General features: G+C 58.3%; 28 protein-coding genes. 11 read left to right on the plus strand and 17 right to left on the minus strand.

All coding sequences use genetic code 11. From position 1 onward, the window contains the following. Positions 1-7: 7 nt before the first annotated feature. The 3 genes from RBB29_RS11265 to hrcA are packed head-to-tail and all read right to left on the minus strand — an operon-like array spanning position 8 to position 2,733. Positions 8-1,054, minus strand: coding sequence for a YgcG family protein (locus RBB29_RS11265; protein WP_306114160.1), 1,047 nt, complete (start codon positions 1,052-1,054; stop codon positions 8-10). 42 nt (positions 1,055-1,096) lie between these two features. Continuing rightward, a complete protein-coding gene (locus RBB29_RS11270; RefSeq protein WP_306114159.1) occupies positions 1,097-1,657 on the minus strand; it encodes a nucleotide exchange factor GrpE in 561 nt (186 codons plus the stop codon). Positions 1,658-1,668: 11 nt separating this feature from the next. Beyond that, complete coding sequence (hrcA, locus tag RBB29_RS11275; protein ID WP_306114158.1) at positions 1,669-2,733, minus strand: heat-inducible transcriptional repressor HrcA; 1,065 nt, start codon at positions 2,731-2,733, stop codon at positions 1,669-1,671. A gap of 123 nt (positions 2,734-2,856) precedes the next feature. On the opposite strand from hrcA, the gene rph reads away from it, so the two are divergent. The 4 genes from rph to RBB29_RS11295 are packed head-to-tail and all read left to right on the plus strand — an operon-like array spanning position 2,857 to position 5,680. Continuing rightward, positions 2,857-3,573, plus strand: a complete 717-nt coding sequence (gene rph, locus RBB29_RS11280) for a ribonuclease PH (protein ID WP_306114157.1) — start codon at positions 2,857-2,859, stop codon at positions 3,571-3,573. Then, on the plus strand, positions 3,566-4,174 hold the full coding sequence (gene rdgB / locus RBB29_RS11285) for an RdgB/HAM1 family non-canonical purine NTP pyrophosphatase (RefSeq protein WP_306114156.1): 609 nt from the start codon (positions 3,566-3,568) through the stop codon (positions 4,172-4,174). Before rph ends, rdgB begins: the two co-directional genes overlap by 8 nt. Then, a complete protein-coding gene (gene hemW, locus RBB29_RS11290; protein WP_371931484.1) occupies positions 4,137-5,327 on the plus strand; it encodes a radical SAM family heme chaperone HemW in 1,191 nt (396 codons plus the stop codon). Before rdgB ends, hemW begins: the two co-directional genes overlap by 38 nt. Next, positions 5,327-5,680 carry a YbaN family protein gene (locus RBB29_RS11295; RefSeq protein ID WP_306114154.1) on the plus strand — a complete coding sequence of 118 codons (354 nt, stop codon included), beginning with the start codon at positions 5,327-5,329 and terminating at the stop codon, positions 5,678-5,680. The genes hemW and RBB29_RS11295 overlap by 1 nt, the downstream gene beginning before the upstream one ends. Here RBB29_RS11295 and RBB29_RS11300 read toward each other — a convergent pair. The 7 genes from RBB29_RS11300 to hemJ all read right to left on the minus strand — a co-directional run bounded on the left by RBB29_RS11300 (position 5,670) and on the right by hemJ (position 13,043). Next, a complete protein-coding gene (locus tag RBB29_RS11300; RefSeq protein ID WP_306114153.1) occupies positions 5,670-6,581 on the minus strand; it encodes a ParB/RepB/Spo0J family partition protein in 912 nt (303 codons plus the stop codon). The genes RBB29_RS11295 and RBB29_RS11300 overlap by 11 nt on opposite strands. A 19-nt stretch (positions 6,582-6,600) precedes the next feature. Then, entirely contained in the window at positions 6,601-7,410 is an 810-nt protein-coding gene (locus RBB29_RS11305) for a ParA family protein (protein ID WP_306114152.1), read from the minus strand. Next, positions 7,403-8,014 (minus strand): 16S rRNA (guanine(527)-N(7))-methyltransferase RsmG, encoded by a 612-nt coding sequence (rsmG, locus tag RBB29_RS11310; RefSeq protein ID WP_306114151.1) that lies wholly within the window; start codon positions 8,012-8,014, stop codon positions 7,403-7,405. The genes RBB29_RS11305 and rsmG overlap by 8 nt, the downstream gene beginning before the upstream one ends. Continuing rightward, on the minus strand, positions 8,011-9,879 hold the full coding sequence (gene mnmG / locus RBB29_RS11315; protein WP_306114150.1) for a tRNA uridine-5-carboxymethylaminomethyl(34) synthesis enzyme MnmG: 1,869 nt from the start codon (positions 9,877-9,879) through the stop codon (positions 8,011-8,013). Before mnmG ends, rsmG begins: the two co-directional genes overlap by 4 nt. A 12-nt stretch (positions 9,880-9,891) precedes the next feature. Further along, the gene (gene mnmE, locus RBB29_RS11320; RefSeq protein WP_306114149.1) at positions 9,892-11,178 is read right to left on the minus strand and encodes a tRNA uridine-5-carboxymethylaminomethyl(34) synthesis GTPase MnmE; all 1,287 of its coding nucleotides are present in this window, start codon (positions 11,176-11,178) and stop codon (positions 9,892-9,894) included. A gap of 22 nt (positions 11,179-11,200) precedes the next feature. Beyond that, positions 11,201-12,472 (minus strand): transcription termination factor Rho, encoded by a 1,272-nt coding sequence (gene rho, locus RBB29_RS11325; protein WP_306114148.1) that lies wholly within the window; start codon positions 12,470-12,472, stop codon positions 11,201-11,203. Positions 12,473-12,593: 121 nt separating this feature from the next. After that, positions 12,594-13,043 carry a protoporphyrinogen oxidase HemJ gene (gene hemJ, locus RBB29_RS11330; RefSeq protein WP_306114147.1) on the minus strand — a complete coding sequence of 150 codons (450 nt, stop codon included), beginning with the start codon at positions 13,041-13,043 and terminating at the stop codon, positions 12,594-12,596. Positions 13,044-13,463: 420 nt separating this feature from the next. Between hemJ and RBB29_RS11335 the strand changes: the two genes are divergently transcribed. The 4 genes from RBB29_RS11335 to dnaQ are packed head-to-tail and all read left to right on the plus strand — an operon-like array spanning position 13,464 to position 16,210. Continuing rightward, a complete protein-coding gene (locus RBB29_RS11335; RefSeq protein WP_306114146.1) occupies positions 13,464-14,063 on the plus strand; it encodes a nucleoside triphosphate pyrophosphatase in 600 nt (199 codons plus the stop codon). Continuing rightward, positions 14,060-14,893, plus strand: coding sequence for a shikimate dehydrogenase (locus RBB29_RS11340; protein WP_306114145.1), 834 nt, complete (start codon positions 14,060-14,062; stop codon positions 14,891-14,893). Before RBB29_RS11335 ends, RBB29_RS11340 begins: the two co-directional genes overlap by 4 nt. After that, entirely contained in the window at positions 14,890-15,483 is a 594-nt protein-coding gene (coaE, locus tag RBB29_RS11345; RefSeq protein WP_306114144.1) for a dephospho-CoA kinase, read from the plus strand. Before RBB29_RS11340 ends, coaE begins: the two co-directional genes overlap by 4 nt. After that, on the plus strand, positions 15,476-16,210 hold the full coding sequence (dnaQ, locus tag RBB29_RS11350) for a DNA polymerase III subunit epsilon (protein WP_306114143.1): 735 nt from the start codon (positions 15,476-15,478) through the stop codon (positions 16,208-16,210). The genes coaE and dnaQ overlap by 8 nt, the downstream gene beginning before the upstream one ends. Here the strand turns inward: dnaQ and secB are convergent, their stop codons facing one another. Next, a complete protein-coding gene (gene secB, locus RBB29_RS11355; protein ID WP_306114142.1) occupies positions 16,211-16,711 on the minus strand; it encodes a protein-export chaperone SecB in 501 nt (166 codons plus the stop codon). 60 nt (positions 16,712-16,771) lie between these two features. Continuing rightward, positions 16,772-17,287: an FxsA family protein gene (locus RBB29_RS11360; protein ID WP_306114141.1), complete on the minus strand. Its 516-nt coding sequence runs from the start codon at positions 17,285-17,287 to the stop codon at positions 16,772-16,774. Positions 17,288-17,396: 109 nt separating this feature from the next. On the opposite strand from RBB29_RS11360, the gene RBB29_RS11365 reads away from it, so the two are divergent. The 3 genes from RBB29_RS11365 to RBB29_RS11375 are packed head-to-tail and all read left to right on the plus strand — an operon-like array spanning position 17,397 to position 19,668. After that, a complete protein-coding gene (locus tag RBB29_RS11365; RefSeq protein ID WP_306114140.1) occupies positions 17,397-18,056 on the plus strand; it encodes a Tim44/TimA family putative adaptor protein in 660 nt (219 codons plus the stop codon). Further along, positions 18,053-19,090 (plus strand): murein transglycosylase A, encoded by a 1,038-nt coding sequence (locus RBB29_RS11370; RefSeq protein WP_306114139.1) that lies wholly within the window; start codon positions 18,053-18,055, stop codon positions 19,088-19,090. Before RBB29_RS11365 ends, RBB29_RS11370 begins: the two co-directional genes overlap by 4 nt. Continuing rightward, entirely contained in the window at positions 19,087-19,668 is a 582-nt protein-coding gene (locus RBB29_RS11375) for a Smr/MutS family protein (RefSeq protein ID WP_306114138.1), read from the plus strand. The genes RBB29_RS11370 and RBB29_RS11375 overlap by 4 nt, the downstream gene beginning before the upstream one ends. Here RBB29_RS11375 and RBB29_RS11380 read toward each other — a convergent pair. The 5 genes from RBB29_RS11380 to hslU all read right to left on the minus strand — a co-directional run bounded on the left by RBB29_RS11380 (position 19,651) and on the right by hslU (position 26,611). Beyond that, positions 19,651-20,874, minus strand: coding sequence for an MFS transporter (locus RBB29_RS11380; protein WP_306114137.1), 1,224 nt, complete (start codon positions 20,872-20,874; stop codon positions 19,651-19,653). The two genes, RBB29_RS11375 and RBB29_RS11380, sit on opposite strands and share 18 nt — an antisense overlap. 5 nt (positions 20,875-20,879) lie before the next feature. Further along, complete coding sequence (locus tag RBB29_RS11385; RefSeq protein WP_306114136.1) at positions 20,880-22,802, minus strand: acyltransferase family protein; 1,923 nt, start codon at positions 22,800-22,802, stop codon at positions 20,880-20,882. A gap of 123 nt (positions 22,803-22,925) precedes the next feature. Next, complete coding sequence (locus RBB29_RS11390; RefSeq protein ID WP_306114135.1) at positions 22,926-24,290, minus strand: tetratricopeptide repeat protein; 1,365 nt, start codon at positions 24,288-24,290, stop codon at positions 22,926-22,928. A 116-nt stretch (positions 24,291-24,406) separates the two neighbouring features. Beyond that, on the minus strand, positions 24,407-25,294 hold the full coding sequence (locus RBB29_RS11395) for a DNA adenine methylase (RefSeq protein WP_306114134.1): 888 nt from the start codon (positions 25,292-25,294) through the stop codon (positions 24,407-24,409). Positions 25,295-25,303: 9 nt separating this feature from the next. Further along, on the minus strand, positions 25,304-26,611 hold the full coding sequence (gene hslU / locus RBB29_RS11400) for an ATP-dependent protease ATPase subunit HslU (RefSeq protein ID WP_306114133.1): 1,308 nt from the start codon (positions 26,609-26,611) through the stop codon (positions 25,304-25,306). Between the last annotated feature and the right edge of the window lie 22 nt (positions 26,612-26,633).

Consider the following 26,633-nt stretch of genomic DNA (forward strand, 5'->3'; position numbering starts at 1 on the left):
AACCGCCCTACCAGCTACCACTGGCACCCCCACCGCTTGAGCTGCCACCGCCAAAAGAGGACGAGGAGGACGAGCTTTTGCTTTTCTTCGGAGTCGTCCGCCACCCGGTATATGTGTCGTGGCAATTGTGGCACTGATAGTCGATCCGTTGCTTGCCGGTCGTCGTGGTCGTGGCTACCTTGACGGTGGTGGTTTCAGCCTCAAGCGTGCGAAAACTGCAACTGCGGCACGCGCCATAGGATGAAAACCAGGCTTTGTAGGCTTCGATGGTGATGTGTTCGCAAAGCGGGCATTCCCACACATCGTAGTCCACGCTTTTCAGGTGCTCTTCGACGATCTGACCTTCTTCCAGATGAGCATCCTCGGAATGATCATCCAGACGGATCATAGGGCATTGGTCATTCGGACAGATCCGCGCCCGGTCCCGCTTCCAGCGGCGGTAAGCCTGGACCGGCAACAGAAGCAGCGGCGCTGCCAAGAGGTAGATCCAGTTCCCCACCGCGAGGAACATCCGTTTGATCCCGTTCCAGATCTTGACATGAAGCGGGTCGGCAGGCGCGGCCGATTTGCCATCCGTCAGATCGCTGATGACAGCATCCACCCCAAGCGCAATCCCGGCGGCATAGTTGTCGTTGCGAAACTGCGGGACGATAACGCGGTCGATAATCGCCTTCATCGGCGCATCCTTACTGCGCCCATAGCCCGAACCAACCTCGATCCGCATTTTCCGGTCAAAGCGGGCGATCAGCATCATCACACCATCATTCCGTGTGGCATCCCCGACCCCCCAATGATTGAAAAGCCCGGTGGCGAATGGCTCAATCGCGCCGGTGTGGCCAAAATCCTGCATGGTGTTGATCGTCACAACCGTGAATTCAACACCCTCCTCCGAGCGGAGCCGCTTCAAATCGGATCGAATGTCGTCCTCTTCTTCATCCGTCAAAAGATCGGCGAAGTCGTTGACGTAAATCTCGGAGTAATCGGGATATGTCTGCGCGCGGGCATCGGGCGCCAAAACGGTCAGCGCCACGATAAGGGTCAGAAGGATACGCATGAACTTACCTGTATTTCGGGCCGATAGTTCGGCCACGGCAGGTTAGTCTTTCATCGACGAAACGCCAACCTGCGCCGGTCGCAGGATGCGATCATGCAGCATGAAACCCTCGGCAGAGACCTGAATGATCTCACCGGCCTTGGTGCCGGGCAGGGGCGCTTCGAACATCGCTTCGTGCTCCTGCGGATCAAACCGGTCGCCGACCTCGGGCGAAATCAACCGGATGCCGTGCTTGGAAAAGACGTTGAGCAGCTCCCGCATGGTCAGGTCGATGCCTTCGAAAAACGCAGGTGCCGCGGCGCGCTGCTCTTCGGTGGCTGATTCGAGGGCGCGTTTCATGTTGTCGAAGACGGGCAGCATATCGCGGGCGAGCTTTGAGCCACCGTAATTTGCCGCCTCAAGCCGATCCTTATCGGAGCGTTTGCGCGCATTTTCGGCGTCCGCCAAGGCGCGCATGAACTTGTCCTGCAGCGCGTCCCGCTCCGCCCGAAGCGCGTCAATTTCCGCTTCTTCATCAGTGATTTCAGCGGTTTCCGCCTCAAGCTCTTCGGCCAGGGCCGCTTCGATGTCGTCCAGGAATTCTTCGTTTTTCGCTTCTGCCATCTTTTTCACCTCTAACCCCGGTCGGCGATCAATTTGCCAACCAGTTGCGCCGTGTAATCCACAATCGGCACGATCCGTCCGTAGTTCAGGCGGGTCGGGCCAATCACGCCCACCGCACCCACAATCTTTCGATCAGCGTTCATATATGGAGAGACCACCAAAGAGGAACCCGAAAGTGAGAAAAGTTTGTTCTCAGAGCCAATAAAAATGCGCACACCTTCGCCTTCCTCGGTCAGTTCGAGGAATTCGGCAATGTCACGCTTGCGCTCAAGGTCATCGAAAAGCGTCCGGATACGGTCCAGGTCTTCTTCGCCAGTCTCGGAATTCAGAAGATTCGCGCGGCCCCGCACGATCAGGCGCTCGTAACTGTCGCCGTCCCCATCCCATACGGCGAGGCCGCTTTCGACCATCGCATGAGACAATTGGTCGATCTCCTGCCGCCGTGCGTCAATCTGCGCGGCAATGGCGGACTGCACCTCCGAAAGCGTCTTACCCTCGATCAGCGCGTTCAGGAAATTCGCGGCTTCACGCATCGAACTTGGTGTCTGCCCCGGCGGCGGGTTGAACACCCGGTTTTCCACATGGCCATCGGCAAAGACCAGCACCACGAGGGCGCGATCATGGCCGAGGCTCACAAACTCGATATGTTTGATCGGGGCTTCATGTTTCGGCGTCAGCACCAGCGAGGCACCATGGGTCACGCCGGATAGCGCCGATCCGACGCGATCAAGCGCCGCCGCCACATCATCCGAATTACTACCCATCGTGGCGTCAATCATCTGCCGGTCGGTGTTTTCCAGGTCACCCACTTCGAGCAACCCGTCCACGAACATCCGCAGCCCTTCCTGGGTCGGGATCCGACCGGCACTGATATGCGGACTGTCGAGCAGGCCGAGATATTCCAGATCCTGCATGACATTGCGGATCGTTGCCGCACTAACCTTCTCGCTCATGTCGCGGGTCAGGGTCCGCGAACCAACGGGATCACCACTGGCAAGATACCCCTCGACAACCCGGCGAAACACCTCGCGGGAGCGGTCGTTCATCTCGGCCAGGATTTTGCTGCTGTCGGTCATGGGGTCCGTCTTGTGCGAATTCCGGCTCGTACTAAATGCCGCGCCGATCAAAAGGTCAATCGGGGTTGCTATCCGGGTGGCCGCACCTGTATCCCCAAGCCTGACAGAAAAGAGGATGTTGCAATGCGACCTTCGGGTAGAGATTTAAGCGAGATGCGCGCGGTTTCAATCGAAACCGGGATCACGAAACATGCCGAAGGGTCCTGCATGATCCGCATTGGCGATACCCATGTGCTTTGCACCGCCACGATCGAAGATCGCGTGCCGCCGTTCATCAAGGGGTCGGGCCTTGGTTGGGTCACGGCCGAATACGGCATGTTACCCCGCTCAACCACCAGCCGGATGCGGCGGGAGGCCACCGCCGGCAAGCAAGGCGGGCGCACTGTCGAGATCCAACGCCTGATCGGCCGGTCGCTGCGGGCAGGTATTGATCGCGTGGCCCTGGGCGAGCGGCAGATTACCGTCGATTGTGACGTGATCCAGGCCGATGGCGGCACCCGTTGTGCATCGATCACCGGCGGTTGGGTCGCATTGCGGCTTGCGATCGCCAAGCTCATGAAAACCGGCGATGTCATCAGCGATCCGATGCCCGATCCCGTCGCCGCCGTAAGCTGCGGGATTTATGCGGGTCAGCCGGTTCTGGACCTTGATTACCCAGAGGACAGCGAAGCGGGTGTCGATGGCAATTTCATCATGACCGGATCGAAGCAGTTGATCGAAGTACAGATGAGCGCCGAGGGCTCGACCTATTCGCGCGATCAGATGAACCAGCTCATGGATCTGGCCGAAAAAGGCGTGGATGAGCTTGTCGCGGCGCAATTGGCGGCGGTCAATGCGTAAGTTCGACGGCGATACGCTTCTGGTGGCCACGCATAACGCGGGAAAGCTGGAAGAAATTGCCGAATTGCTGAAGCCCTTTGGCGTGAATGTTATCGGCGCCGCCGAAAAGGGCCTGTCTGAGCCGGAAGAGACCGAGACGACTTTTGTCGGCAATGCCCGCATCAAAGCCCATGCCGCGGCCAAGGCAACCGGGCTTCCGGCCTTGTCCGATGATTCCGGGATTGAGATCGACGGTTTGGGCGGCGCACCGGGCGTATTTACGGCGGATTGGGCGGAAACAGAGACTGGTCGGGATTTTGTCATGGCCATGACGCGGGCGCATGACGAACTTATCCAAAAGGGCGCACCCAAGCCCTGGACCGCCCGGTTTTGTTGTACCCTGGTACTGGCCTGGCCCGATGGACACGACGAGGTCTATCCCGGGCGGGTCGCCGGTCAGATCACCTGGCCCATGCGCGGCAACAAGGGCCATGGATATGACCCGATTTTCATCCCGGACGGGTACGACATTACCTTCGGCGAGATGGATCGGTGGGAGAAGAACCGGATAAGCCACCGCGCGGATGCCTTTGCCAAACTCGTGGCCGGGTCATTTGGCTGAGGATTGGCAGCAGGCCGGTTTTGGCCTCTATCTGCACTGGCCCTTTTGCGAGGCAAAATGCCCGTATTGCGATTTCAACAGCCATGTAGCACGCGAAATCGACCAGTCCGCCTGGGCGACAGCTTACCTGCGTGAAATCGACCGACACGCCGAATTGCTGCCGAACCGCGTGCTGAATTCGGTGTTCTTCGGTGGCGGAACGCCAAGCCTGATGAATCCGGACGTAGTGGACGCCATCATCACCCGCATCCGCAAAAGCTGGCCATCGGTAAACGACATGGAAATCACGTTGGAGGCCAATCCGGGATCGGTCGAAGCGGGGCGGTTTCGCGGTTATGCGCAGGCGGGTGTCTCGCGCATCTCGATGGGTGTACAGGCGCTGAACGATGAAGATTTGCGACGCCTGGGGCGTATCCATACCGTCGCAGAAGCACGCCAAGCCTTTGATATCGCTAAGCAATGTTTTGATCGTGTGAGCTTTGACATGATCTACGCGCGTCAGGATCAGACCCTTGACGATTGGAAGGCCGAACTGCAAGAGGCGCTTTCCATGGCGATTGATCACCTCTCTCTCTACCAACTGACGATCGAGGAGGGGACGGCGTTTGGCGACCGCTACGCCGCCGGCAAACTGCGCGGTCTGCCTGTGGAAGATACCGCCGCGGATATGTACGAGGCCACGCAGGAAATGTGCGACGCTGCGGGCATGTCGGCCTATGAGGTTTCCAGTCATGCGCGGCCCGGGGCGGAGTCCCGGCACAACCTGATTTACTGGCGGTACGGCGATTACATCGGGATCGGCCCCGGTGCCCATGGGCGCATTACCCAAGCCGGCACACGGATCGCCACCGAGGCCTATTCGTCACCGGCCAAATGGCTCAGCGCCGCGATGGGTGGCGAAACAGAAAAACTCCGCACACGTCTTTCCGGCATCGAACAGGCCGATGAATATGTCATGATGGGTCTTAGGATCACCGAGGGCATAGATCCGGCGCGCTACGCCGTACTTGCCGGAAGACCGTTGGACGCACAGGCCATTGATATGCTCGAAGACCTGGAAATGATCGACGCATCGCCATCGCGAATTCGCGTGACAGCGAAGGGCAGGATGTTGTTGAATGCGGTTATCAAAGAATTTTTGTCAGGAAATTGATGCGGCTGTTCTGGGCGATACTCGGTGTGTTGAGCCTTGGATTAGGTGTCATCGGCATCGCGCTCCCGCTGCTGCCGACGGTGCCGTTTATCCTGCTGGCAGCATTCTGTTTCGCCCGCTCCTCTGAAAGATTGCATGCCTGGCTTATGGCTCATCGCCGCTTCGGACCAATGATCGACGACTGGAATGAGCGCGGCGCCATCAGCCTGCCGGTCAAGCGGCTTTCGACACTTTCAATTCTGGCGGTGTTCGCAATCTCGGTGTTCATGGGGCTTCGGCCGATGATCCTCGGGATACAGGCCATCACGCTCGGGTGCGTAGCGTTGTTTATCTGGACCCGGCCTAGCGGCTAGCACTCAACAGGCGGCAAAGATCATCCAACTCATCCAGCGTCTTGTAGGCAATCGAAATGCGCCCACTTTCCTCGCCTGGTTTGTGATCGACCGAAACCTTCATCCCGAGATTGGCCGACAGATCGCCCTCGAGCGCCTTGGTGTCCGCATCCTTTGCCGGGGTAAGTTTGGCCTTGGGGGTCTTGCTGCCATCGGCAAAGATGTTACCGGCACTGGTTTTGGCCAGCTTCTCGGTCTCCCGCACCGAGAGGTTTTTCTTGATGACCTCCCGCGCCAAGGCCGCAGGATCATCCCCCGTAATCAAAGCGCGCGCGTGACCAGCCGACAGTTTTCCATCCCGCAAATAGGTCTGCACCTCCTCAGGAAGCTGCAACAAACGCACAGAGTTGGCGATATAACTCCGGCTTTTGCCAAGGACCTGGGATAGCTTATCTTGTGTATGACCAAACTTATCCATCAACTGGTTGTAGCCAACTGCTTCTTCAACCGGGTTCAGGTCGGCCCGTTGGATGTTCTCGATGATGGCAACTTCCAGTACTTCGATATCGGTAAATTCTCGCACCAGCACCGGGATTTCATGCAGCTTGGCCATCTGCGCCGCGCGCCACCGCCGCTCACCTGCAACGATTTCGTACTCACCCTCCCGGCCTGGTTTTGCGCGAACGATCAGCGGTTGGATGATACCCTTTTCAGCAATCGAGGCACTCAGGTCGGCGAGTTTCTCCTTGTCGAAACTCCTGCGCGGCTGATCCGGGTTGGCAGAGACCTTTTCAATCGGCACCAGCAGATCAGGCCGTTGCGTCGCGCCTTCAGGGGGAGAGGCGGTATCTTCGTTTACATCCGCCATCAAAGCCGAGAGGCCGCGACCAAGTCCACGTTGCTTCATTGGTTTCTTCGTCATTCCCCGCTCCTTCCCGCGCTCAGGCTGCGGCGCGTGATTGGTTTTGCATCAACTCGCGCGCCAGATCCCGATAGGCCTGCGCCCCCTTCGATGTCGTATCATAATCCAGAACAGGCACCGCATAGGATGGTGCCTCGCTGACCCGGACATTGCGCGGAATCCGCGTCCGGAAAACCAGGGATCCAAGGTTGTCCCGGGCGTCCTTTTCAACGGCTCCCGACAGGTTGTTGCGCGCATCGAACATGGTCAGCACAATACCCTCGATCCGCAGGTTGGGATTGGCCGTCTGCCGCACTTCGCGAATGGTCAGCATCAATTGCGATACACCTTCAAGCGCGAAGAATTCCGATTGGAGCGGCACCAGGACCGAATGGGATGCGACCATGGCGTTGACGGTCAGCAGGTTCAGCGATGGCGGGCAATCAATCAGGATGTAATCGAGTTCAAACGCATCCATGGCCGTCTGCCGCAGCGCGTCATGGAGGAGAAAGCTCCGTTTTTCATTGGAGAAAAGCTCAATATCGGCCGAGCTGAGATCCACGGTCGCCGGGATGATCATGAGGTTCGGGCTATCGGTCTTTTGAATGACATCGTCAAGTTCTACATCGTCAAGAAGCAGATCATATGTCGTATATTCCCTGTCATCGACCTCAATACCTAGTCCCGTGGACGCATTGCCTTGTGGATCAAGATCGACGATCAGAACCCTGTTGCCAAGCTCCGCCAAGGCGGCGGAGAGGTTTATCGTCGTGGTGGTCTTGCCCACGCCACCCTTCTGGTTCGCGATGGCGATGATTTTCGGTCCACGGGGACGAGTGGGATCAGACACGCGATACTCCTGTGATACGCAAAATGACGGGGCCTGTTTCGGTTTCACTCTTAACAAACTGATAGTCAAAGCGCCACTTGGATTGCGCGGCCTGAACCTCTTTCTGCCAGTTTTCTCCTTTTGGAAAAAGCGCCACGCCTTCGGGCGTCATATGCCGTTCCGCAAAGCCCAAAAGGGACGAAAGATCTGCCAAGGCACGGGCGGAAAGCACATCCGCGCCCAGTGGCTCAACCTCTTCGATACGGGCGTTCACGACGTCTGCCTTGGCCCCGGTCTCTCGGATAACTGTCCGTAAGAACGCACACTTGCGCGCATCGCTTTCCACCAACGAAACCTTACGCGGAGAGCCGACATCCATCGCCATGATCGCGATGACAAGGCCTGGGAACCCGCCACCGGACCCAAGATCCGCCCAATGCGCAACAGGACCTTCCGCCATGTCAAAAACCTGCGCAGAATCAACTATATGTCGTGTCCATGCCGATTGAATCGTCGATTTCGCCACTAGGTTTATAGACGGATTCCACTTGCGAAGCAGGTAGATGTAGTGGCTCAGCCGTTCATTTGTTTCACGTGAAACATTCGGGAGGCCGTCGGTCGTCATGCGGTCTTGCCGCGCCGATCCTGGCGCAAACGCGCCATGATAAGGGTGAGCGCCGCCGGGGTCATCCCATCGAGACGCCCAGCCTGCGCCAGGTTGCCAGGGCGCGCCGATGAGAGTTTCGACCTGAGTTCATTGGACAGCCCCGGTATCAGCGCGTAATCGAAATCCGCAGGAATTTCTTGCGCTTCATCACGCTTCAACATTTCAACATCGCGATTTTGCCGATCAATATAGTTGGCATAGAGCGCGTCTTTTTCCAATTGGTCGCGGATACCGCCATCAATATCGGCCAGCGCCTCGTCGAGCTGCAGCAGGTTGGTGAAATCGATGTCAGGGAACGCCAGAAGCTGAAAACCGGTCCGGCGAGTACCATCCTGATTAACCTTCAGCCCGATCGCCGCGAGTTCTTTCGGTGTGAAGTTACACTCCTCCAGCCGTGCCCGGCCGGTGGTCAGGTTTTCCATCTTCTGATCGAAAATTTTGCGGCGCGCGTCGCTCACACACCCAAGATCTATCGCCTTTGGCGTCAGCCGCTGGTCCGCGTTATCCGCCCGGAGGGACAGCCGGAACTCCGCCCGAGACGTAAACATGCGGTAGGGCTCGGAGACCCCGCGCGTGATGAGATCATCAATCATGACGCCGATATAACTGTCTGAGCGGCTAAAAAGGGCAGGGTCCTTTTCCTGAACCGCAAGCGCGGCGTTAAGCCCAGCGACCATACCCTGAGCCGCAGCTTCCTCATATCCTGTAGTTCCATTGATCTGACCCGCAAGATATAGGCCAGGAACCGTCTTAACCGCGAGCGTCGCGTCCAAGGCACGCGGATCAACATAGTCGTATTCTATCGCGTAACCCGGTTGCAGGATCGTCGTCTCCTCCAGCCCCTTGATGGAATGGACGTAATCAAGCTGCACATCCTGCGGCAGCGATGTCGAAATCCCGTTCGGGTAAATCACACGATCCGACAGGCTCTCTGGTTCAAGAAAAACCTGATGGGAGGTTTTATTGGCAAAACGAACGATTTTATCTTCGATCGACGGGCAGTATCGCGGACCAACCCCATCAATCTGGCCACCATACATCGCGGAGCGCGCCAAGTTCTCACGGATGATTTCATGGGTTCTTTCATTGGTATGGGTGATCCCGCAGGAAACCTGCTGCGCGGACGGGCGCGACGACAGGAAGGAAAAAAGCACCGGATCTTCGTCCCCAGGCTGCGATTCCAGCTTGTCCCAGGCGATGGTGCTGCCGTCCAGACGGGGCGGGGTACCGGTTTTCAAACGGCCAAGGGAAAGCTCAAAGGAATCAATCCGTTCAGCAAGTTTGACGGAGGGCCGGTCGCCCATGCGCCCTCCCGGCCTTGATACGTCGCCAATATGGATGACACCGCGCAGGAATGTTCCCGTGGTCAAGACCACGGCACCAGCCTTGATTTCACTGCCGTCCTCGAGGACCACGCCAGCAACCCGCGAACCCACCATTAGAAAATCGCACGCTTCGCCCTCGATCACGCTCAGGTTTTCCTGAGCCTCGATCTCGGCCAGCATGGTTTCGCGATAGATCTTGCGGTCCGCCTGTGCACGCGGCCCCTGAACCGCGGGGCCTTTCCGACGATTGAGCAACCGAAACTGGATACCGGCCGCATCGGCGACCCGACCCATCACGCCATCAAGCGCATCAATCTCGCGCACCAGGTGTCCTTTGCCCAAACCCCCGATTGCAGGATTGCAGGACATGACGCCAATGCCAGCGCGCTCAAGCGTTACCAATGCGGTCTTCGCCTCCATGCGCGCGGAGGCATGTGCCGCTTCGGCTCCGGCATGGCCGCCACCGATCACCACGACGTCAAAGTCAAAATGTTTCACGTGAAACACTCCTCACTTACCAAGGCAGAAGCTTGCAAAGATCTCGTCCAGGACATTCTCGATATCAATGCGTCCTACCAGAGAATCAAGCGCCCGGATAGCCGACCGCAATTCCTCTGCTGCGATGTCGGCCGTCTCCTCACCGCGGGGCAATAGGTCCATGGCCGCATCGAGCGCAGCAAGGCCACGCTCCATTGCCTGCTGATGGCGCAACCGGGTTGCGACCCCGACACCCGCCACACGTCCCCGCAACGTCGCTGAGATCTGATCCATCAATGCCGCCACGCCATAGCCCGTCTGCCCGGAGACAGCGCCCCGCTTGTCCTCAAGAAGGTCAGCCTTGGCGTTCAGAATAATGTCCTCATCCTCGATGGGAAAATCCGGTTCGGCGCCGTTCTCAACCAGAAAAACACGTAAGTCCGCCTGCGCCGCACGTTGGCGCGCACGGTCGATCCCAATGGTTTCAACGGCATCTTCTGTCTCTCTCAAGCCTGCCGTGTCCAGCAACGTCACCGGCAGCCCACTAAGATCCATGCGGACTTCGATCACGTCCCGCGTGGTTCCCGCGAATTCCGACGTAATCGCCGCGTCTCGACCTGCTAAGCTATTGAGAAGAGTGGATTTTCCAACATTCGGCGCCCCAATGATCGCCACTTCAAACCCGTTTCGGATACGTTCGGCGCTTTGAACACCCTTGATCTCAACACTCAGTGGCGTCGTTACGTCAGTGACCAGTTCCCTGACCTCAGGGCCGACATCAACGGGAACGTCTTCATCCGCAAAATCAATTGTGGCTTCAAGCAACGCCGCGGCACGGATCAGCTTCTGCCGCCAGACTTCCGCCCGCTTCCCGAGATCCCCAGACAGAACACGTAAAGCCTGCCGCCGCTGTGCCTCGGTCTCAGCCTCGATGAGGTCGGCAAGCCCCTCGACCTGGGATAAATCCATCCGACCATTCTGCAGCGCCCGACGGGTGAACTCTCCCGGTTCTGCGGGCCGTAGACCGTCCATCTTTGACAGCTCACCAAGCAGCGATGAAACCACCGCCACGGACCCATGGGTCTGAAACTCGACAACCTCTTCGCCGGTGAAACTTCCATTGCGCGGAAAGGTCAGCACCAACGCCTCATCAAGGCGCACACCCTCACTGTCCCGCAGCACCCGCAAGGTTGCCATGCGAAAGGCCGGTACGTCACCACAAAGCAGTTCAACCGCTGTCAGCGCCTCCGGTCCGGAAATGCGAATGACCGCAACGCCGGCTTTGCCTTGCGCCGTTGAAAGAGCATAGACCGTGTCCATGAAGGCCCTCGCAACACCCCGATCAGGTGTTCATGGAATCGAAGAATTCCGAGTTTGTCTTGGTCTGCTTGAGCTTCGACAGCAGGAATTCGATCGCATCCGTGGTGCCCATCGGATTGAGAATACGACGCAGGACAAAGGTTTTCTGCAAGTCGATCTTGTCGATCAGCAGGTCCTCTTTCCGGGTACCGGATTTCAGAATGTCGATCGCCGGGAACACGCGCTTGTCGGCGATCTTGCGATCCAAGACGAGTTCGCTGTTACCAGTGCCTTTGAACTCTTCGAAGATGACCTCGTCCATCCGGCTGCCGGTATCAATCAGCGCCGTCGAGACAATCGTGAGCGATCCACCTTCTTCGATATTCCGCGCCGCACCAAAGAACCGCTTGGGCCGTTGCAGGGCGTTGGCGTCCACACCACCGGTCAGAACCTTACCCGAAGAGGGCACCACAGTGTTAAAAGCCCTACCAAGTCTTGTGATTGAGTCAAGCAGGATCACAACATCTCGTTTATGCTCAACCAAACGCTTGGCCTTCTCGATCACCATCTCGGACACTGCGACGTGGCGTGTGGCCGGTTCATCAAAGGTGGAGCTGATAACTTCACCTTTGACTGACCGCTGCATATCGGTCACCTCTTCGGGGCGTTCGTCGATCAGCAACACGATGAGATAGCATTCCGGATGGTTCGCCTCGATGCTTGCCGCAATGTTCTGCAGGATCACCGTTTTACCTGTCCGCGGCGGGGCCACGATCAACGACCGCTGACCCTTCCCGATGGGGGCGACGAGGTCGATTACACGGGCGGATTTGTCCTTGATGGTCGGATCTTCGATTTCCATCTTCAACCGCTCATCCGGGTAAAGCGGCGTCAGGTTGTCGAAAGCGATCTTGTGCTTGGCCTTTTCCGGATCCTCGAAATTGATCTGCGTCACCGAGGTCAGCGCGAAATACCGTTCGTTTTCCTCCGGCGCCTTGATGAACCCCTCGATCGTATCCCCGGTTCGCAGCGAGAATTTGCGGATCATTTCAGGCGAGACATAAATATCATCAGGGCCCGGCAGGTAATTCGCCTCGGGTGAGCGCAGGAAGCCGAACCCGTCCTGCAACACCTCAAGCACACCGTCACCCGAGATTTCCCATCCCTCATCCGCGCGTTCGCGGAGGATTTGGAACATCATCTCGCCCTTGCGCATGGTCGAAGCGTTCTCGATCTCGAGCTCTTCGGCCATCGACAGAAGATCTTTCGCGGACTGGGCCTTGAGATCGGACAGGTTGAGACGTTCTTGGGACATGGAGATATACCTTCGAAGCCGCCGGATCGGGCGTGCATTCATTTCTGTGCTGGAAAACAGGTCACCCGGACGGGCGCTTGGCAAGCTACATAAGGGTGGGGCGGGGACGAGTCAACAAATCCTAGAAACGCACAACCACTGACAGGACGATCACCACCATCATCACGGTCGGCACCTCGTTCATCATCCGGTAATGACGACCGGTGACGGTGTTCTGGCCCTTGACGAAATCCTTGCGCCTGAGGCCAAGCCAATGATGAAACCAGGTCATGACCAATACCGCCGCAGCCTTGGTATAGGGCCAGACCGCTGACCAATCGACAATCCCGGGCGTCAAGACAAGCATCAAGCCAAACACCCAGGTCGCGATCATCGCAGGGTTCATGATGAGACGCAGGAGTTTCACCTCCATCATCTGGAACACCGGATCAATTTCTTTGATTTTCTCCGATTGTTCGACATGATGGACGAAGAGACGGGGGAGGTAAAACAACCCTGCCATCCAGGCGATCACAGACATGATGTGAAACGCCTTGGTCCACGGGTAAAGGCTAATCAGAAAATCACTCATAATCTTTCCCCAGCTCTGAGCAACCTTCCCTTAATAATAAATAGAAAGAGAAGAAAGGATGATGTTTTTGTAGGGATGCCCATATTCTGTGGATTAGTGGCTTATGCACGGTTTATGAACAACGCTCCGAGTTTGTGGATAAAAGGGTCAAGATCAAGGGAAAAGCTGTCTTTGTTCTGTAATAGTCGTTTAAAAACAAATATTTATAATGATACTGATTCATCCAAAGATGTTGATAAGTGAGGGATAAATCGCCATCTCCGGTCTCTTTCCCAAGTTGGAAATTTTCCCAATCCACAATGGGAAGAAAAGCCAGAAACATCGTCAACCCCGGGGGAATTGCCATGGATTTCATCAAGGCATGGATTTGTTGGGCAAGTGTTCTTAAACATCGGCCAAGGTATTCATAGGGTTTTCCACATGGTTCAAGATCTGATCCTCGCCTCGGGCTCGGACATTCGGCAGCAGCTTCTGCGAAATGCGGGGCTGGAATTTCGTGTTGAGCCGGCGCGCGTTGACGAGGAAATGATGCGGGATGCAATGCTGGCCGAGGGTGCGCCACCACGGGATATCGCCGATGCCCTCGCCGAGATGAAAGCGCGCAAGGTAAGTGAGAAGAACCCCGGCACGATGGTCATCGGCTGCGATCAGGTACTCAGCTTCGAAAAGCAGCTTCTGTCGAAACCCACCTCACCCGACGATGCCCGCGCGCAACTCACGCAGATGCGCAGTAAACGGCATGAGCTTCTGTCCGCTGCGGTGATCTGCGAAGATGGGCGGCCTGTCTGGCGCCATGTCGGTGTCGTGCGCCTGACCATGCGACGCTTTTCAGATGCCTATCTCGACGGATATATAGAGCGCAACTGGGACAGTATCCGCCACTCGGTGGGGGCCTACAAACTCGAAGAAGAAGGTGTCAGGTTGTTTACGCAGATCGACGGGGATTACTTCACGGTGCTGGGTTTGCCGTTTCTCGATCTCTTGTCATATCTGGGCCTGCGGGGAGTGATTGATCAATGAGTGACAAAAAAATTCCGTTGGCCGGGGTGATCGGCCACCCCATCGCCCATTCGAAATCGCCGCAACTGCATGGGCATTGGCTCACGACGCACGGGTTACCAGGGTTCTATGTGCCGATGGACGTGACGGCGGATGATCTGGCCGATGTTATCAAGACCTTGCCAAAAATGGGTTTCGTTGGCGTCAACATCACGGTGCCGCACAAGGTCAAGGTGATGGAACTGGCCGATCTTGTGACCGACAGGGCATCATTGATCGGTGCGGCGAATACATTGATCTTCCGCCGTGATGGCAAGCTGCATGCAGACAATACCGACGGCTACGGTTTCGTCCAAAACCTCCGGCAGGGCGCGCCTAGCTGGAACCCCAAGGCGGGTCCGGCAGCAGTTCTTGGTGCGGGCGGCGCCGCGCGGGCGGTGGTGGCGTCGCTTTTGGATGTGGGTGTGCCCGAGATCCTGATTGCCAACCGGACGCGGGTCCGCGCCGAAGCCCTGCAATCGGATTTCGGCAAGAGGGTTCGTGTGGTCGATTGGGTGCAGGCCGGCAACATGATCGAAGAGGCTGCAACGGTTGTGAACACCACCTCCCTGGGGATGATGGGCAAACCCGACCTTCGCGTCCCGCTCGATGGGTTGCAAAAAGGCGCTTTGGTCACGGACCTGGTCTATAACCCATTGAAAACAAAAATTTTACGAGAGGCTGAGGACATGGGATGCCAGACAGTTGATGGTCTAGGCATGTTACTGCATCAAGCCGTCCCGGCATTCGAGCGTTGGTTTGGTGTGCGCCCCGACGTGGATGACGCCACCCGGGCGGCTGCGCTGGCATGAGCTTCCGGCTGGGCCTGACCGGATCCATTGGAATGGGCAAATCCACCACCGCCAAGCTCTTTGCCGAAGAGGGTTGCGATATATGGGATGCGGATGTGGCTGTGCACCGGCTCTATGCCAAAGGTGGTGCCGCCGTCGGACCGATCGGTGCCGCCTTTCCGCAGGCAATCGCCGAGGGGGCCGTTTCGCGCAGCCATCTGAAATCAGTCATCGCGGCGGATACCACGGCGCTGAAGAAAATCGAAGAGCTCGTCCATCCGTTGGTGGCCAGGGACCGCGAAGAGTTCCTGCGGACTAGTGACGCGGATATTGCCGTTCTCGATATCCCGCTGCTCTTCGAGACCGGCGGCGATGCCCGGATGGATGCGGTTGCCTGTGTCAGCGCGCCGCCCGATATTCAACGCCAACGGGTTCTCGACCGCGGGACAATGAGCGCGGCGCAATTCAAGGCCATTCTTGAAAAACAACTGCCCGATGCGGAAAAAAGGGCGCGATCCGATTACGTGATCGTCACGGACACGCTTGAGCATGCGCGCGAACAGGTCCAAGCTATCGTCAGGGATATCAGAGGCAGGTTGGCAGATGCGTGAAATCGTTCTGGATACGGAAACCACGGGATTTGAGCCCGAGCAGGGCGACCGGATTGTCGAAATCGGGGCGGTGGAACTCTATAACCACATGCCCACCGGCAAGACCTATCACCAATACATCAACCCCAAACGCAATATGCCCGAAGAGGCATTTGGCGTGCATGGGATCGGGCCGGATCTGCTCGACAATCCGCGCGCGGCAAAACCGGGTGAGGTCACGCTCAAAGACAAACCGGTTTTCAGCGAAGTCGGTCAGGCCTTCCTTGATTTCGTTGGCGATGCGACGCTGGTTATCCATAACGCAGCGTTCGACATGAAATTCCTCAATGCCGAGCTCGGCTGGATGAACCTGCCGCTTTTGCCCATGGATCGGGCGACCGACACGCTGGGAATAGCGCGCAAGAAATTTCCGGGCTCGCCCGCATCGCTGGACGCGCTCTGCCGACGGTTCAATATCGACAACTCGACGCGGACTTTGCACGGCGCACTGTTGGACTCCGAAATCCTGGCAGAAGTTTACCTGGAGCTGATCGGCGGGCGACAGCCGGACTTGGTACTGAGCGCCTCCTCGACCGGTGGCGGCGGGGTCACGGCGGCAGATGACGGATGGCGCCCCTCGGCGCGGCCAACGCCGCTTCCGTCTCGCCTCAGTGAAAAAGAAGCCGCCGCCCATGATGCCTTCGTCGAGACGCTGGGCGACGGCGCGTTGTGGAAGAAGCTCGGCTGATCAGGCGTCCGATTTCGGCGCTTCAGCCTGCTGCGCCGCCTGGCGACGCTGAATTTCGTTGCGATAAAGCTGCACGAAATCGATGCTTTCCAGGTTCAGCGGCGGGAAGCCACCATCGCGGGTAACATCGCTGACGATGCGGCGCACATAGGGGAAGATCATCCGCGGGCATTCGATCAGCAGGAACGGATGCATCTGCTCTTCGGGCACGCCCTCAACGTGGAACACACCGGCATATTCCATCTCAAGCAGGAAGAGCGGCGATTGATCTTCTTTGTTCTTACCCGCCACGTTCATCTTCATGATGACTTCATACTGGTGATCGGCCTTGCGCTTCTTGGCGTCAATATTGACCCCCACGGTCACGTCAAGCTGCACTTCGCCGCCGGTGCCCTTCTGCGCGAGGATGTTCTCGAACGACAAGTCGCGGACAAACTGCGTGAGGACATTCATCTTTACTTGCGGTGCCTCGGTGGCGGCACCGTTTTCGTTTTCAGCCATTTCTGTACTCCAAAAGGGTCAAAGCATTTGCCGCAGGCTTAACAGGATGGGGTGCAGGCCTCAATGCTTTGTCCAGCCGGAGGTCGGGTGGGTCGGTTTTTTCGGCGGATCCATGTCGGGCTGGGTGTCAACTTCCTCGAATTCGCCTTCGATGATATCCGCACGGCCCGACCTTTGATGCGGGTGGGGCCGTCGCGACTGCCCTTGCGGGCCCATGTCGAACCGTTGCACATGCACCCGTTTGCGCAGGTATTCAAAGGCCGCGTGACGCACCGGCGGCATCAGCAGGGCAAACCCGACGCCATCGGTAAAAAACCCCGGCGTCAGCAACAGCGCGCCCGCAAGCAGTATCATCGCCCCATGGGCCAAAGGCTCGGTCGGATCGTCAAGCTCGGAAAAGGACCGCCGCAGATTGCCCATTGCCATGGCCCCCTGGGTCCGCACCAGCCAGGTTCCGATAATTGCCGTCAGAACCACCACGCCCAGCGTCGGCCACAGGCCAATGGCGCCGCCCACCTGAATGAAGAGGGCGATTTCGATCAGCGGGACAGCCAGGAAGGCCAGAAACAGCCACATTGAGGCAACTCCTTTGTTTTGCAGGCCACATGGTGGACTTGAGAGCATCAACCCCCTACATAAGTGCCAGACAACGTTGTTACCATGCCCCGCACGATAAGAGGTACTTATGAATTCGCCCATTCTTCAGCTTTTGGTGTTGGCTGGCATCGCCATCTTTCTGATTTTTCGGCTGAAAAGTGTGCTGGGAACCCGGGATGGTTTCGAAGCCCCGACGCAACGTGGCCCGGCACCGTCGGATAGCCGCCGGCAGGATTTCGAAGTGATCGAAGGTGGTCCGGATCACGACATCACCGACCATGTTGCCGAAGACAGCGAAGCCGCGGCTGCCCTTGCCGAAATGAAGCGGGCCGAGCCGTCCTTTAACGTGACCGAGTTCCTGCAGGGCGCGCGCGGCGCGTATGAGATGATCCTGATGGCGTTCGAACGCGGCAAGCTTGACGAGGTGACGCCGTTCCTGTCGGAAGACGTCTATGAAACCTTCGTTCAGGTGGTCGATGCCCGCGAAGAGCAGGGCCTGACCATCGAGGCGGATTTTGCCGGTGTTCGCGAGGTCAGCTTGCATGACGCACGTTTTGACCAGGCATCGAAGCGGGCCGAGATCACGATGAAATTTGTGGGCGAACTTTCGTCAGTTGTCCGCGACAAGGAAGGCGAGATCGTCGAAGGCAAGCCGGGGCAGACCAAGCGTCAGAAGGACGTTTGGACCTTCGAGCGTGTCATGGGGGCGGATGACCCGAACTGGCGGCTCGTTGCCACGGGCGAATGACGCGCGCCTTTTGGGTGGCGTTGTGCTTCTGGCTGCCCTGGGCGGCCAGCGCGGAGACGGATGAGCTTTCCCATAAGATCCTCGATTTTGACGAGCTTGAGGCCTGGGAGGACGACGATCATGAAAAGGCGCTTGATGTCTTCCTGAACACCTGCCCCGACCTGAAAGACCATGACTGGAGTGCGCTATGCGCATTGGCGCAGCAGAAACCCGCGGCAAAGGCGTTTTTTGAGCTTTTCTTTCGTCCGGTCCTGATCGAAAACAAAAAAAAGGCGCTTTTTACCGGGTATTTTGAGCCCGAATTGCAGGGATCGCTGCAACGCGACGCACGGTATCGTTATCCGGTCTACCGCGAACCTCATGCGTCGAAAATCTCGGAACAATGGCTGACCCGCCGCGAAATCGAAACCAGCGGTGTGATGGAGGGCCGTCGGCTTGAAATTGCCTGGGTCGATGATCCGGTCGAACTGTTCTTCCTGCAAATTCAGGGGTCGGGGCGGATCAAACTCAACAATGGTCAGACGATCCGGGTCGGATATGGCGGCGCAAATGGTCATGAATACCGCTCGATCGGGGTCGAGCTGGTGCGGCGCGGCGTCTATCAGGCGCATCAGGTCTCGGCCGAGGTGATCAAGAATTGGGTCCGGCGCAATCCCGTCGAAGGGCGTGAACTTCTTTTCCATAACCCGTCCTATGTCTTTTTCCGCAAACTCAAGAACCTGTCGGCTGATCTAGGGCCGCTCGGCGCGATGAACCGGTCGGTCACGCCGATGCGGACGGTCGCGGTTGATCCGGCTTACGTGCCGCTTGGCGCGCCGGTCTGGGTAGAAAAGGACGGCGATGGCCCGATCCGCCGGTTGATGATCGCGCAGGACACCGGGTCGGCGATCAAGGGGCCGCAACGGGCCGATATCTTCTTTGGGACCGGCTACGAGGCGGGCCGTGCTGCCGGGCGGCTGAGCGATCCGGGCCGGATGGTGGTCTTGCTGCCGATCCAGCGCGCCTTTGCCATGCTGCCCGAGATCAACCAATGACACGCCGCCGGCTTCGTCCCGACGAGTTGGATCTGTGGCGCAAGGTGGCCGATACCGCGCAACCGCTGCACCCGGACCGGCCGGCGCCAAAACTTCCGGCGATTGGCAAGGACCGTCCGAAACCGGCCCCCCGTCCTGTCGAAAAATTCGACCTCGGTGCGCGTAGTAATGGCAAGAAGCCGGGGCATGATGTGTTGCCGGGTCTGCCGGAACGCCTGGCGCAGGCACCAGTCAAGATGGACCGCAAGGCGTTTGGCAAGCTCAAGCGCGGGAAACTGGCCCCCGAAGGCAAGATCGACCTGCATGGCAAGACATTGGACCAGGCGCATCCGGCGTTGACGCGGTTCATCCTCAAGGCCCATGCGGATGGGAAACGTCTTGTGCTGGTGGTCACGGGCAAGGGCAAGGACCGCGATGATGGTGGCCCGATCCCCGTGCGTCTTGGCGTGTTGCGCCACAATGTGCCGCATTGGCTTTCGGTGCCGCCATTGGCGCAGGTGGTGTTGCAGGTCACCGAGGCGCATTTGAAACACGGCGGCGGCGGGGCCTATTACGTCTACCTACGCCGCGCGCGGTAGCAGGGGCGCCGCCCGGGACACACCGATGAACATCATCACGCTGGCGAAGATGAAGTACACCGCGATGATGAGGTACTGCGCCTCGATCCCCATGCCGAGATCAATACCAAGGCCGGTGATCCCCGGCCCAATGGCCGAACCGAGCACCATGACCGCCGCGGCCATTGCCTTGATCGAGCCCAGGTGCCTCGTGCCGAAGAACTCGGCCCAGAACGCATTGGGAAGGGTGGTGTTTGCCCCGGTCGTTATGCCCAGGAAAAAGAATCCGAGCAGCATGGAAACCGGGCCGCTGGCATAGGCAAAGACGATGAAAGCCGCGACCATCGGCAGTTGGAAATAAGGGATCAGGCGGGCCGTGCCGAACCGGTCCAGCGCCCAGCCCGAGAGTACCATCGCGCCGATGCCGGTGAGTGTATAGAACGGAAACATCGCCACCATTTCCACATGGGTCATGCCCTTGATTTCGGCAAAGTGTACCTGGTGGAAGAAAAACGCGGTGTTGAACGCGCCGGGACCAAGGAGGGCGGGCACCATGAACCAGAAAAGCCAGTGGCCAAGGGTCTGATTCCGGGTCCAGTGTTGGGCGCCCATGCCGACCGCCTGATCCGATGAGGCCAGCGATTGCGGTGTGCGTTCGCGCCGCAGCAACATCAGCAGGACCGGCACGCCAAGTGCCGCAATCAAAGCCGAGAGCACCCAGAGCGTCCGCCAGTCATAGATCAGCATCAGCGACACGAAGATGAGCGGCAACAGGGCTTCACCTATCGCAAATCCAAGCGTAGCGATGGCCAATGCCTTGCCGCGCGTCAGGATGAACCAGCGGGACATGGCGACAACGGCGATGTGGCTTGTCATGCCCTGGCCGGTGAATCGCAACGCGAGGATCACCAGGGGCAACAACCAGACCGCGTGGTTGAGTGCCATGAACAAGCAAGCCGCCATCAGCATGAGCAGGATGACAGTGCCCAACGCGCGGGCGCGGAACCGATCGGTCAGGCCCCCGGCCCACACCATCAAAACCGCCGACGCGCCGGTACCAAGCGTGTAGATCCCGCCCCATTCCCCGTGGCTCAGCCCGAACTCCGATCTGATCTCGCCCGCGAAGATCGAGATGAAAAAGGTCTGTCCGAAGCTCGACAGGAAGGTCAGCAAGGCCCCGGCGCACAGCCAGGGCGCGTTATCCCTCAGGAAGCGGGGCGCCGGCATCGGCGCTATGTGCCCAGATCAAGATGAGAAAAGATAAGGGCCGCCAGTTTCTCGGAATAATTCTTGGTCACGTGGTTACGATCGAAGATCACCATGTTTCCATCCCCGTCAATGGAGGGGCAGGACGCCGCATCGCAATAGAAATCCACGGTTTCAATATAGCCATCGACCACATCGGCAAGCCCACGGGTCGGTGCCACACTTGCCAATTGATCCTGCCGGGAGATGGTCTGCGATGCGTCGTGATCGCTGCGGATCCTCTGGATTTCATGTTCGGCTACGGGGGCATCATAGATCGGCCCCTGCTCGACAAGGATTGTCTTGGCGCCCATTTCGCGGAAGAGGTCAACGGCTTGTCCGACCCGCCCACGCACCAACGTCGGTGAAGTCGGCTCGCCATCGAAAAGGACGTTGCCTGCTTCCATCGCGACAGAGAGATTTCCGATGATAAGGACGGTTTCGACATTAGGCAGTTTGCGGATCTGTTCGATCACCTCCGCATGGGTTGCGGCGGTGCAGGTCGACAGCGCGGTGTTGCGCAGCCCGAGAACCGGCGGGCAACCATCGGCAACGAATGCCATCCCCGCAACACCGTTCTGCAGCGCAAGTTCATGCATACCGTGGAGCGATGCACCGGAAAGACTATCGCCCCACATGACAATTGTCGGTTCCTGATCCGCCACGCCAAACCGACAATACTGCAACCCGAGTTCTTTGATCTTGGTGTCGCAATCGCGTCGTACATCACGTCGTTCGAGATACTTGATCAACTCCGGCGAGGCGTTTTCCAATGCCCATTGGTAAGAAGGCACCGCTTTGTAATTTTCGTGGACAGTCGTCAGGAACACCGTCGTCGCGCCCGCCACCAATACGAAACAACCGGCCATCGACAGGCAGAGTTGTTTGACCGACGCCGTTCGGCGGAAGGGGCGTTCGACCACCCAGTAGCTGAACGTCGCCAGAAGCAGCGAAAGCGCGATCAGGGCAAATGCGAAATCCTCGAACATGGCGCTGCCGAAACGATGCTTGAAGAAGGCGAAGACCGGCTGGTGCCACAGATAGGCGCTGTAGGATACAAGCCCGATTGCCACCATCGGCCGGGTCGCCAGCAGTCTATTGGCGATCGTCCCCTTGCGGGCGAAAAGGATGATGAGGCCCGTGCCAATGGTCGCGGGCAGGGCATAGGCGCCCGGGAACGGGGTATGGTGGGTATAGATGAAGATCGGGACGACGATCAGGATTAGGCCCGCAATCGACAACAGATCGGCCTGGGTGGTTCGGGTGAAATCCGGGTTTTTCCGCAAATAGATCGCTGCAAAAACACCAACCAGAAGCTCCCATCCCCGGGCGGGCAAGAGGAAGAACGTGGCCGACGGGCGATTGTAGATCCCCCATTGCGACAGGATCAGGCTGGCGATGAACAATACCACGAGCGAGATCATGACCACCCTCTGACCAAGCGGCATCAGGATCATCATCAGAACCGGAAAGATGATGTAATATTGCTCTTCAACCGCGAGGCTCCAGGTATGCAGAAGCGGTTTCAGCTCGGCAGTGGTTTCGAAATAGCCGGCTTCCATCCAGAAAAGGAAGTTCGACACGAAGAAGGTCACCGCCGTGAGGCTTTCGGCAAAATCCCTGAGGTCGCGCGGCATCAGCCAGAACCAGGCGAAGGGAACACATGCCAACATGACGAAGAAGAGCGCCGGTAAAATCCGCCGGGCGCGGCGTTCGTAAAACCGCAGGATCGAAAACCGGCCCTCGTCCAGCTCGTTGATGATGATGGTGGAGATCAGGTAACCACTGATGACGAAAAACACGTCGACGCCGATGAAACCACCGCCAAATGGTGCGATGCCAGCATGAAACAGAATGACGGGAACAACGGCCAGTGTCCTCAGGCCATCAATCTCACCGCGATATTTCATTCATTAACTCCGACACGCGGCAGGTTTCCATTTCGCCGCGATGTACACAATCACCGCCCGATTTGCGAGGTAAAAAACACGCGGGATAAGGATCAGGTTGGCGGGTGTGCTCGCGTTGGAACCTTATTCGGCATCATCTTTCTTCAGGCGTTTGCATGCTTCGTGGAACCCGCCATCGCAACCAAGCTGGTAGAAATGTTCGATTTGTGAGTCGAGGCGGAAAGCGCCTCTCTGGTTTTCGGCGAAAAAAGCGACATTCGTGCATCCGATTGGATCACCCAGATTGCAGGATTTTTCGAAATATTCGACCGCCAGGAAATCATCCTGCTCGCCCGCCATGCCCTTGGCATAGATGTTTCCCAGGCCGTTGCAGCCACCGCCATTACCCGCGTCGCAGGCGGTCTTGTAAGCCTCGAACGCCTTCTTTCCATCCGCCGCAACACCTCTTCCGAACTCATAGTTCACGCCGAGATTGGCACAGGCGATGGGATCGCCCAAGGTACATCCGCGCTTCGAAAACGCGACGCTCACCGGGAGGTCGGGGTCCGAAATTTGAGTGCCATTATGGAGGCTTCCGGCGCGGGTACAGCTATCGGCATAGGCCAGGGAACAACCCTTTTCGTGCCACGCCAGTTCTTCGTCGAAATCCTGTTTCCAAAACGGGGCCATCACCCCCGCCAAAGCACCCGCGACATAACAGCCTTGTCCAAAGCCAAATGTGCAGGATTTCTCGAAAAACATCCTGCGGGCCTTGATCTCTTTGGGGTCGGAGGGCTGCTCGGGATACCTGTTGCCCATATCGAAACAGCCCTCGCCAAAGTTGAATTCACATGACTGCTCGACCAGATCCAGCCCTTTTTGTTCGCTGCTTCCTGGAGCCAATCCGTCGAGATGGAGTTGCCCCAGGCGATAGCAACTGTATCCGGCATTTCGGGCGCAGGCGAAGGAGAGGATTTCCGCGGCCTTGTCATGATCCACCGGAAATACATCGCCATCGACATAAAGAGAGGCCTCGAAAGCACAAGCGTCCGCATCCGCCCGGCATGAGCGCCGGGCAAGTTGCGCGATAAGAAGGGGGTCGACATCGCCCAATGCCGTTTCCCTGAAATAGGAAGCGACGGCAACACAGGCGAATTCATGACCGAAATCGCAGCTTGGCCCCAGAAGCGCCATCGCGGCATCGGGATCAAGAGCCAGGTCGCGACCATCAAAAAGCTGGCCGCCCACCACCGTGCGGGATAGTTGATCCCCGCCGAGACATTCGAAGTAGTAGAGGGCGAATTTCAGGTTTCCCCGCAGTAATTCCCATACACGCGCCGGATCGGATTTCGGCACCATGCCCGAGACGCAGATCGCATCACGGTTGCTGCCGCAGGTTTCCTCTTGGGCAGTCGCAGCATCGCCATTGAGCGTCATCCAAAGGCACAATCCCGCCGCTCCGATGACCCGCTTGAAAGTTGAAATTGCGGGGTGGCGGAAAGTGGGCACTCGAACCTCATCAAGTAGGAAAACAGGTATGACGTGTAACGGCGTTACGTTTTTCACCCTAGTGAACATCGCAGGCGGTTTTCAACCACCACGCGCCCCGATTGTTTCACCTGACCTCAATGCGTCAGCAGCAACCGGTCCGTGACCACTTCACCCTCAAGCGTTTTCCCTTCCATCTGGAACCGCTTCAGCATGGAGCGGCCGCAGTTTACCGGGACCTGGCGGGCAAAAAGCGTGGTGGGAAAATCATACCCGCAATCGGTCGCGCCGGACTTTTTCGACCCGTCCAGGCTAAGCGCGACAAAGGCACCCCGGGCCTTGGCGCGTTCGATGGCGCGGAAAAGCTCTTCGAGGTCAAAACCCTGCGCACCGTAAAGGATCGCCTGGCTATGGCTATAGGGCGGGTCGCAATAGACCACGTCGCCATCGCCCGCACGATCAAGCGACTCGGCGTATTCGCGGTGAAAGAACGCGGTGCCGTGAACCCGGGCGGCCCATTCATCGACACGGCGCGCGAAGGCATCGAAATGGATCGGGCGATGGGCGCCGCAGGGCGTGGACATATACCCGTCCTTCTTGCGGAATCGCACGACGCCACCATAGGCCGCGCGGGTCAGGAACAGAAAATCCGCCGGGTTGGCCTGAGTGTTGTACCGCGCCTTGATGGTCTCGTATTGCGCAACCTTGTCGCCATCCTGCGCCTCGATCCAACGGTCCCGATACCACGTCTTGACGATCTCGGGATCCTCGCGCAGCGCCTGCCAGATCCCGATCAGGGGCGCGAAACTGTCCGCCGCTTCGGCCCGATTGGGGGAAAGGACGCCCAAAACGGCGCCGGAGCCCAGGAACGGCTCATGGTAGGTGCCAAAGCGGTTCGGAAAATACGAGATGATCTCATGGGCAAACCGTTGTTTGTTCCCGATCCATTTCAAAAGCTGCGTTTTGAACGGCGCGACATCATCGGTTGTGTTGATCGTCCTCGATATCCGGTCCTGCTTGTTCACCTGCGGGGCCTAGAGCACGTAGCGGCTCAGATCGGCGGATTTCATCAGTTCGCCAAGGTTGGCCTCGACAAAACCGGCATCGACCGTGACCTTGTCGCCGGCCCGGTCCGGGGCGGTAAAGCTGAGTTCTTCGAAAACCCGTTCCATCACCGTGTAGAGGCGGCGCGCGCCGATGTTTTCGACGCTCTGGTTCACATCCGCGGCGATCTTGGCCAGCGCCGCAATGCCATCGTCGGTAAACTCGACGGTCACCTCCTCGGTGCCCATGAGCGCGGTATATTGCAGGGTCAGCGCGTTGTCGGTCTCAGTCAGGATACGCACGAAATCCTCTTCGGTGAGCGCGCGCAGCTCGACCCGGATGGGCAACCGGCCTTGCAATTCGGGCAGCAGGTCCGAGGGTTTGGCAATGTGAAACGCGCCGGACGCGATGAACAGGATATGATCGGTCTTGACCGGGCCATGCTTGGTCGAAACGGTGGTGCCTTCGATCAGGGGCAGCAGATCGCGCTGCACACCCTCGCGGCTGACGTCGCCGCCGCGCGCATCCGACCGGGCGCAGACCTTGTCGATCTCATCAAGGAAAACGATGCCATTCTGCTCCACCGCATCAAGCGCGGATTTGTTGACGGTCTCGTCATCGAGCAGCTTGTCCGCCTCTTCGCCGATCAGCACATCATAGGATTCCGCCACCGTCATCTTGCGCCGCGTGGTGCGCCCGCCAAGTGCCTTGCCGAACAGATCGCCGAGGTTCATCATGCCCATCTGGCTGCCGGGCTGACCGGGGATGTCCATCATGCCAAGCGGGTTGGAATTATCGGCAACATCCAGTTCGATCACCGTATCGTCGAGCAGTCCGTCCTTGAGCTTCTTGCGGAACATTTCGCGCGTCGCTTCGCGGGCATCCTCCCCGGCGATGGCGGCAATTACCCGTTCTTCGGCAGCCGCATGGGCGTTGGCCTTGACGTCTTCGCGCATCTGCTCGCGGGTCTGCAGGATCGCGGCATCGACCAGATCGCGGATAATCTGCTCAACATCGCGGCCCACATAGCCCACTTCGGTGAACTTGGTGGCCTCGACCTTGATGAAGGGTGCGCGGGCCAGCTTGGCAAGTCGGCGCGAGATCTCGGTCTTGCCCACGCCGGTCGGCCCGATCATCAGGATATTCTTGGGATAGACCTCATCGCGCAGATCGTCGGCAAGCTGCTTGCGGCGCCAACGGTTGCGCAGGGCGACAGCGGTCGCGCGTTTGGCGTCTTTCTGGCCGATGATGAAACGGTCAAGCTCGCTGACGATTTCGCGCGGGGTGAGGTCAGTCATCTAGGTCTCCGGTGTGATACTT

Origin of the sequence: Roseovarius sp. MMSF_3359, assembly GCF_030733385.1 — a bacterium.
In the GTDB taxonomy this organism is placed as follows: Bacteria; Pseudomonadota; Alphaproteobacteria; order Rhodobacterales; family Rhodobacteraceae; genus Roseovarius.

Coding starts and splice junctions, on each gene's coding strand:
- RBB29_RS11265 (WP_306114160.1), bottom strand. CDS start 1,054: ATGCGTATCCTTCTGACCCTTATCGTGGCGCTGACCGTTTTGGCGCCC.
- RBB29_RS11270 (WP_306114159.1), bottom strand. CDS start 1,657: ATGGCAGAAGCGAAAAACGAAGAATTCCTGGACGACATCGAAGCGGCC.
- hrcA (WP_306114158.1), bottom strand. CDS start 2,733: ATGACCGACAGCAGCAAAATCCTGGCCGAGATGAACGACCGCTCCCGC.
- rph (WP_306114157.1), top strand. CDS start 2,857: ATGCGACCTTCGGGTAGAGATTTAAGCGAGATGCGCGCGGTTTCAATC.
- rdgB (WP_306114156.1), top strand. CDS start 3,566: ATGCGTAAGTTCGACGGCGATACGCTTCTGGTGGCCACGCATAACGCG.
- hemW (WP_371931484.1), top strand. CDS start 4,137: ATGCCTTTGCCAAACTCGTGGCCGGGTCATTTGGCTGAGGATTGGCAG.
- RBB29_RS11295 (WP_306114154.1), top strand. CDS start 5,327: ATGCGGCTGTTCTGGGCGATACTCGGTGTGTTGAGCCTTGGATTAGGT.
- RBB29_RS11300 (WP_306114153.1), bottom strand. CDS start 6,581: ATGACGAAGAAACCAATGAAGCAACGTGGACTTGGTCGCGGCCTCTCG.
- rsmG (WP_306114151.1), bottom strand. CDS start 8,014: ATGACGACCGACGGCCTCCCGAATGTTTCACGTGAAACAAATGAACGG.
- mnmE (WP_306114149.1), bottom strand. CDS start 11,178: ATGGACACGGTCTATGCTCTTTCAACGGCGCAAGGCAAAGCCGGCGTT.
- rho (WP_306114148.1), bottom strand. CDS start 12,472: ATGTCCCAAGAACGTCTCAACCTGTCCGATCTCAAGGCCCAGTCCGCG.
- hemJ (WP_306114147.1), bottom strand. CDS start 13,043: ATGAGTGATTTTCTGATTAGCCTTTACCCGTGGACCAAGGCGTTTCAC.
- RBB29_RS11335 (WP_306114146.1), top strand. CDS start 13,464: ATGGTTCAAGATCTGATCCTCGCCTCGGGCTCGGACATTCGGCAGCAG.
- RBB29_RS11340 (WP_306114145.1), top strand. CDS start 14,060: ATGAGTGACAAAAAAATTCCGTTGGCCGGGGTGATCGGCCACCCCATC.
- coaE (WP_306114144.1), top strand. CDS start 14,890: ATGAGCTTCCGGCTGGGCCTGACCGGATCCATTGGAATGGGCAAATCC.
- dnaQ (WP_306114143.1), top strand. CDS start 15,476: ATGCGTGAAATCGTTCTGGATACGGAAACCACGGGATTTGAGCCCGAG.
- secB (WP_306114142.1), bottom strand. CDS start 16,711: ATGGCTGAAAACGAAAACGGTGCCGCCACCGAGGCACCGCAAGTAAAG.
- RBB29_RS11360 (WP_306114141.1), bottom strand. CDS start 17,287: ATGTGGCTGTTTCTGGCCTTCCTGGCTGTCCCGCTGATCGAAATCGCC.
- RBB29_RS11365 (WP_306114140.1), top strand. CDS start 17,397: ATGAATTCGCCCATTCTTCAGCTTTTGGTGTTGGCTGGCATCGCCATC.
- RBB29_RS11370 (WP_306114139.1), top strand. CDS start 18,053: ATGACGCGCGCCTTTTGGGTGGCGTTGTGCTTCTGGCTGCCCTGGGCG.
- RBB29_RS11375 (WP_306114138.1), top strand. CDS start 19,087: ATGACACGCCGCCGGCTTCGTCCCGACGAGTTGGATCTGTGGCGCAAG.
- RBB29_RS11380 (WP_306114137.1), bottom strand. CDS start 20,874: ATGCCGGCGCCCCGCTTCCTGAGGGATAACGCGCCCTGGCTGTGCGCC.
- RBB29_RS11385 (WP_306114136.1), bottom strand. CDS start 22,802: ATGAAATATCGCGGTGAGATTGATGGCCTGAGGACACTGGCCGTTGTT.
- hslU (WP_306114133.1), bottom strand. CDS start 26,611: ATGACTGACCTCACCCCGCGCGAAATCGTCAGCGAGCTTGACCGTTTC.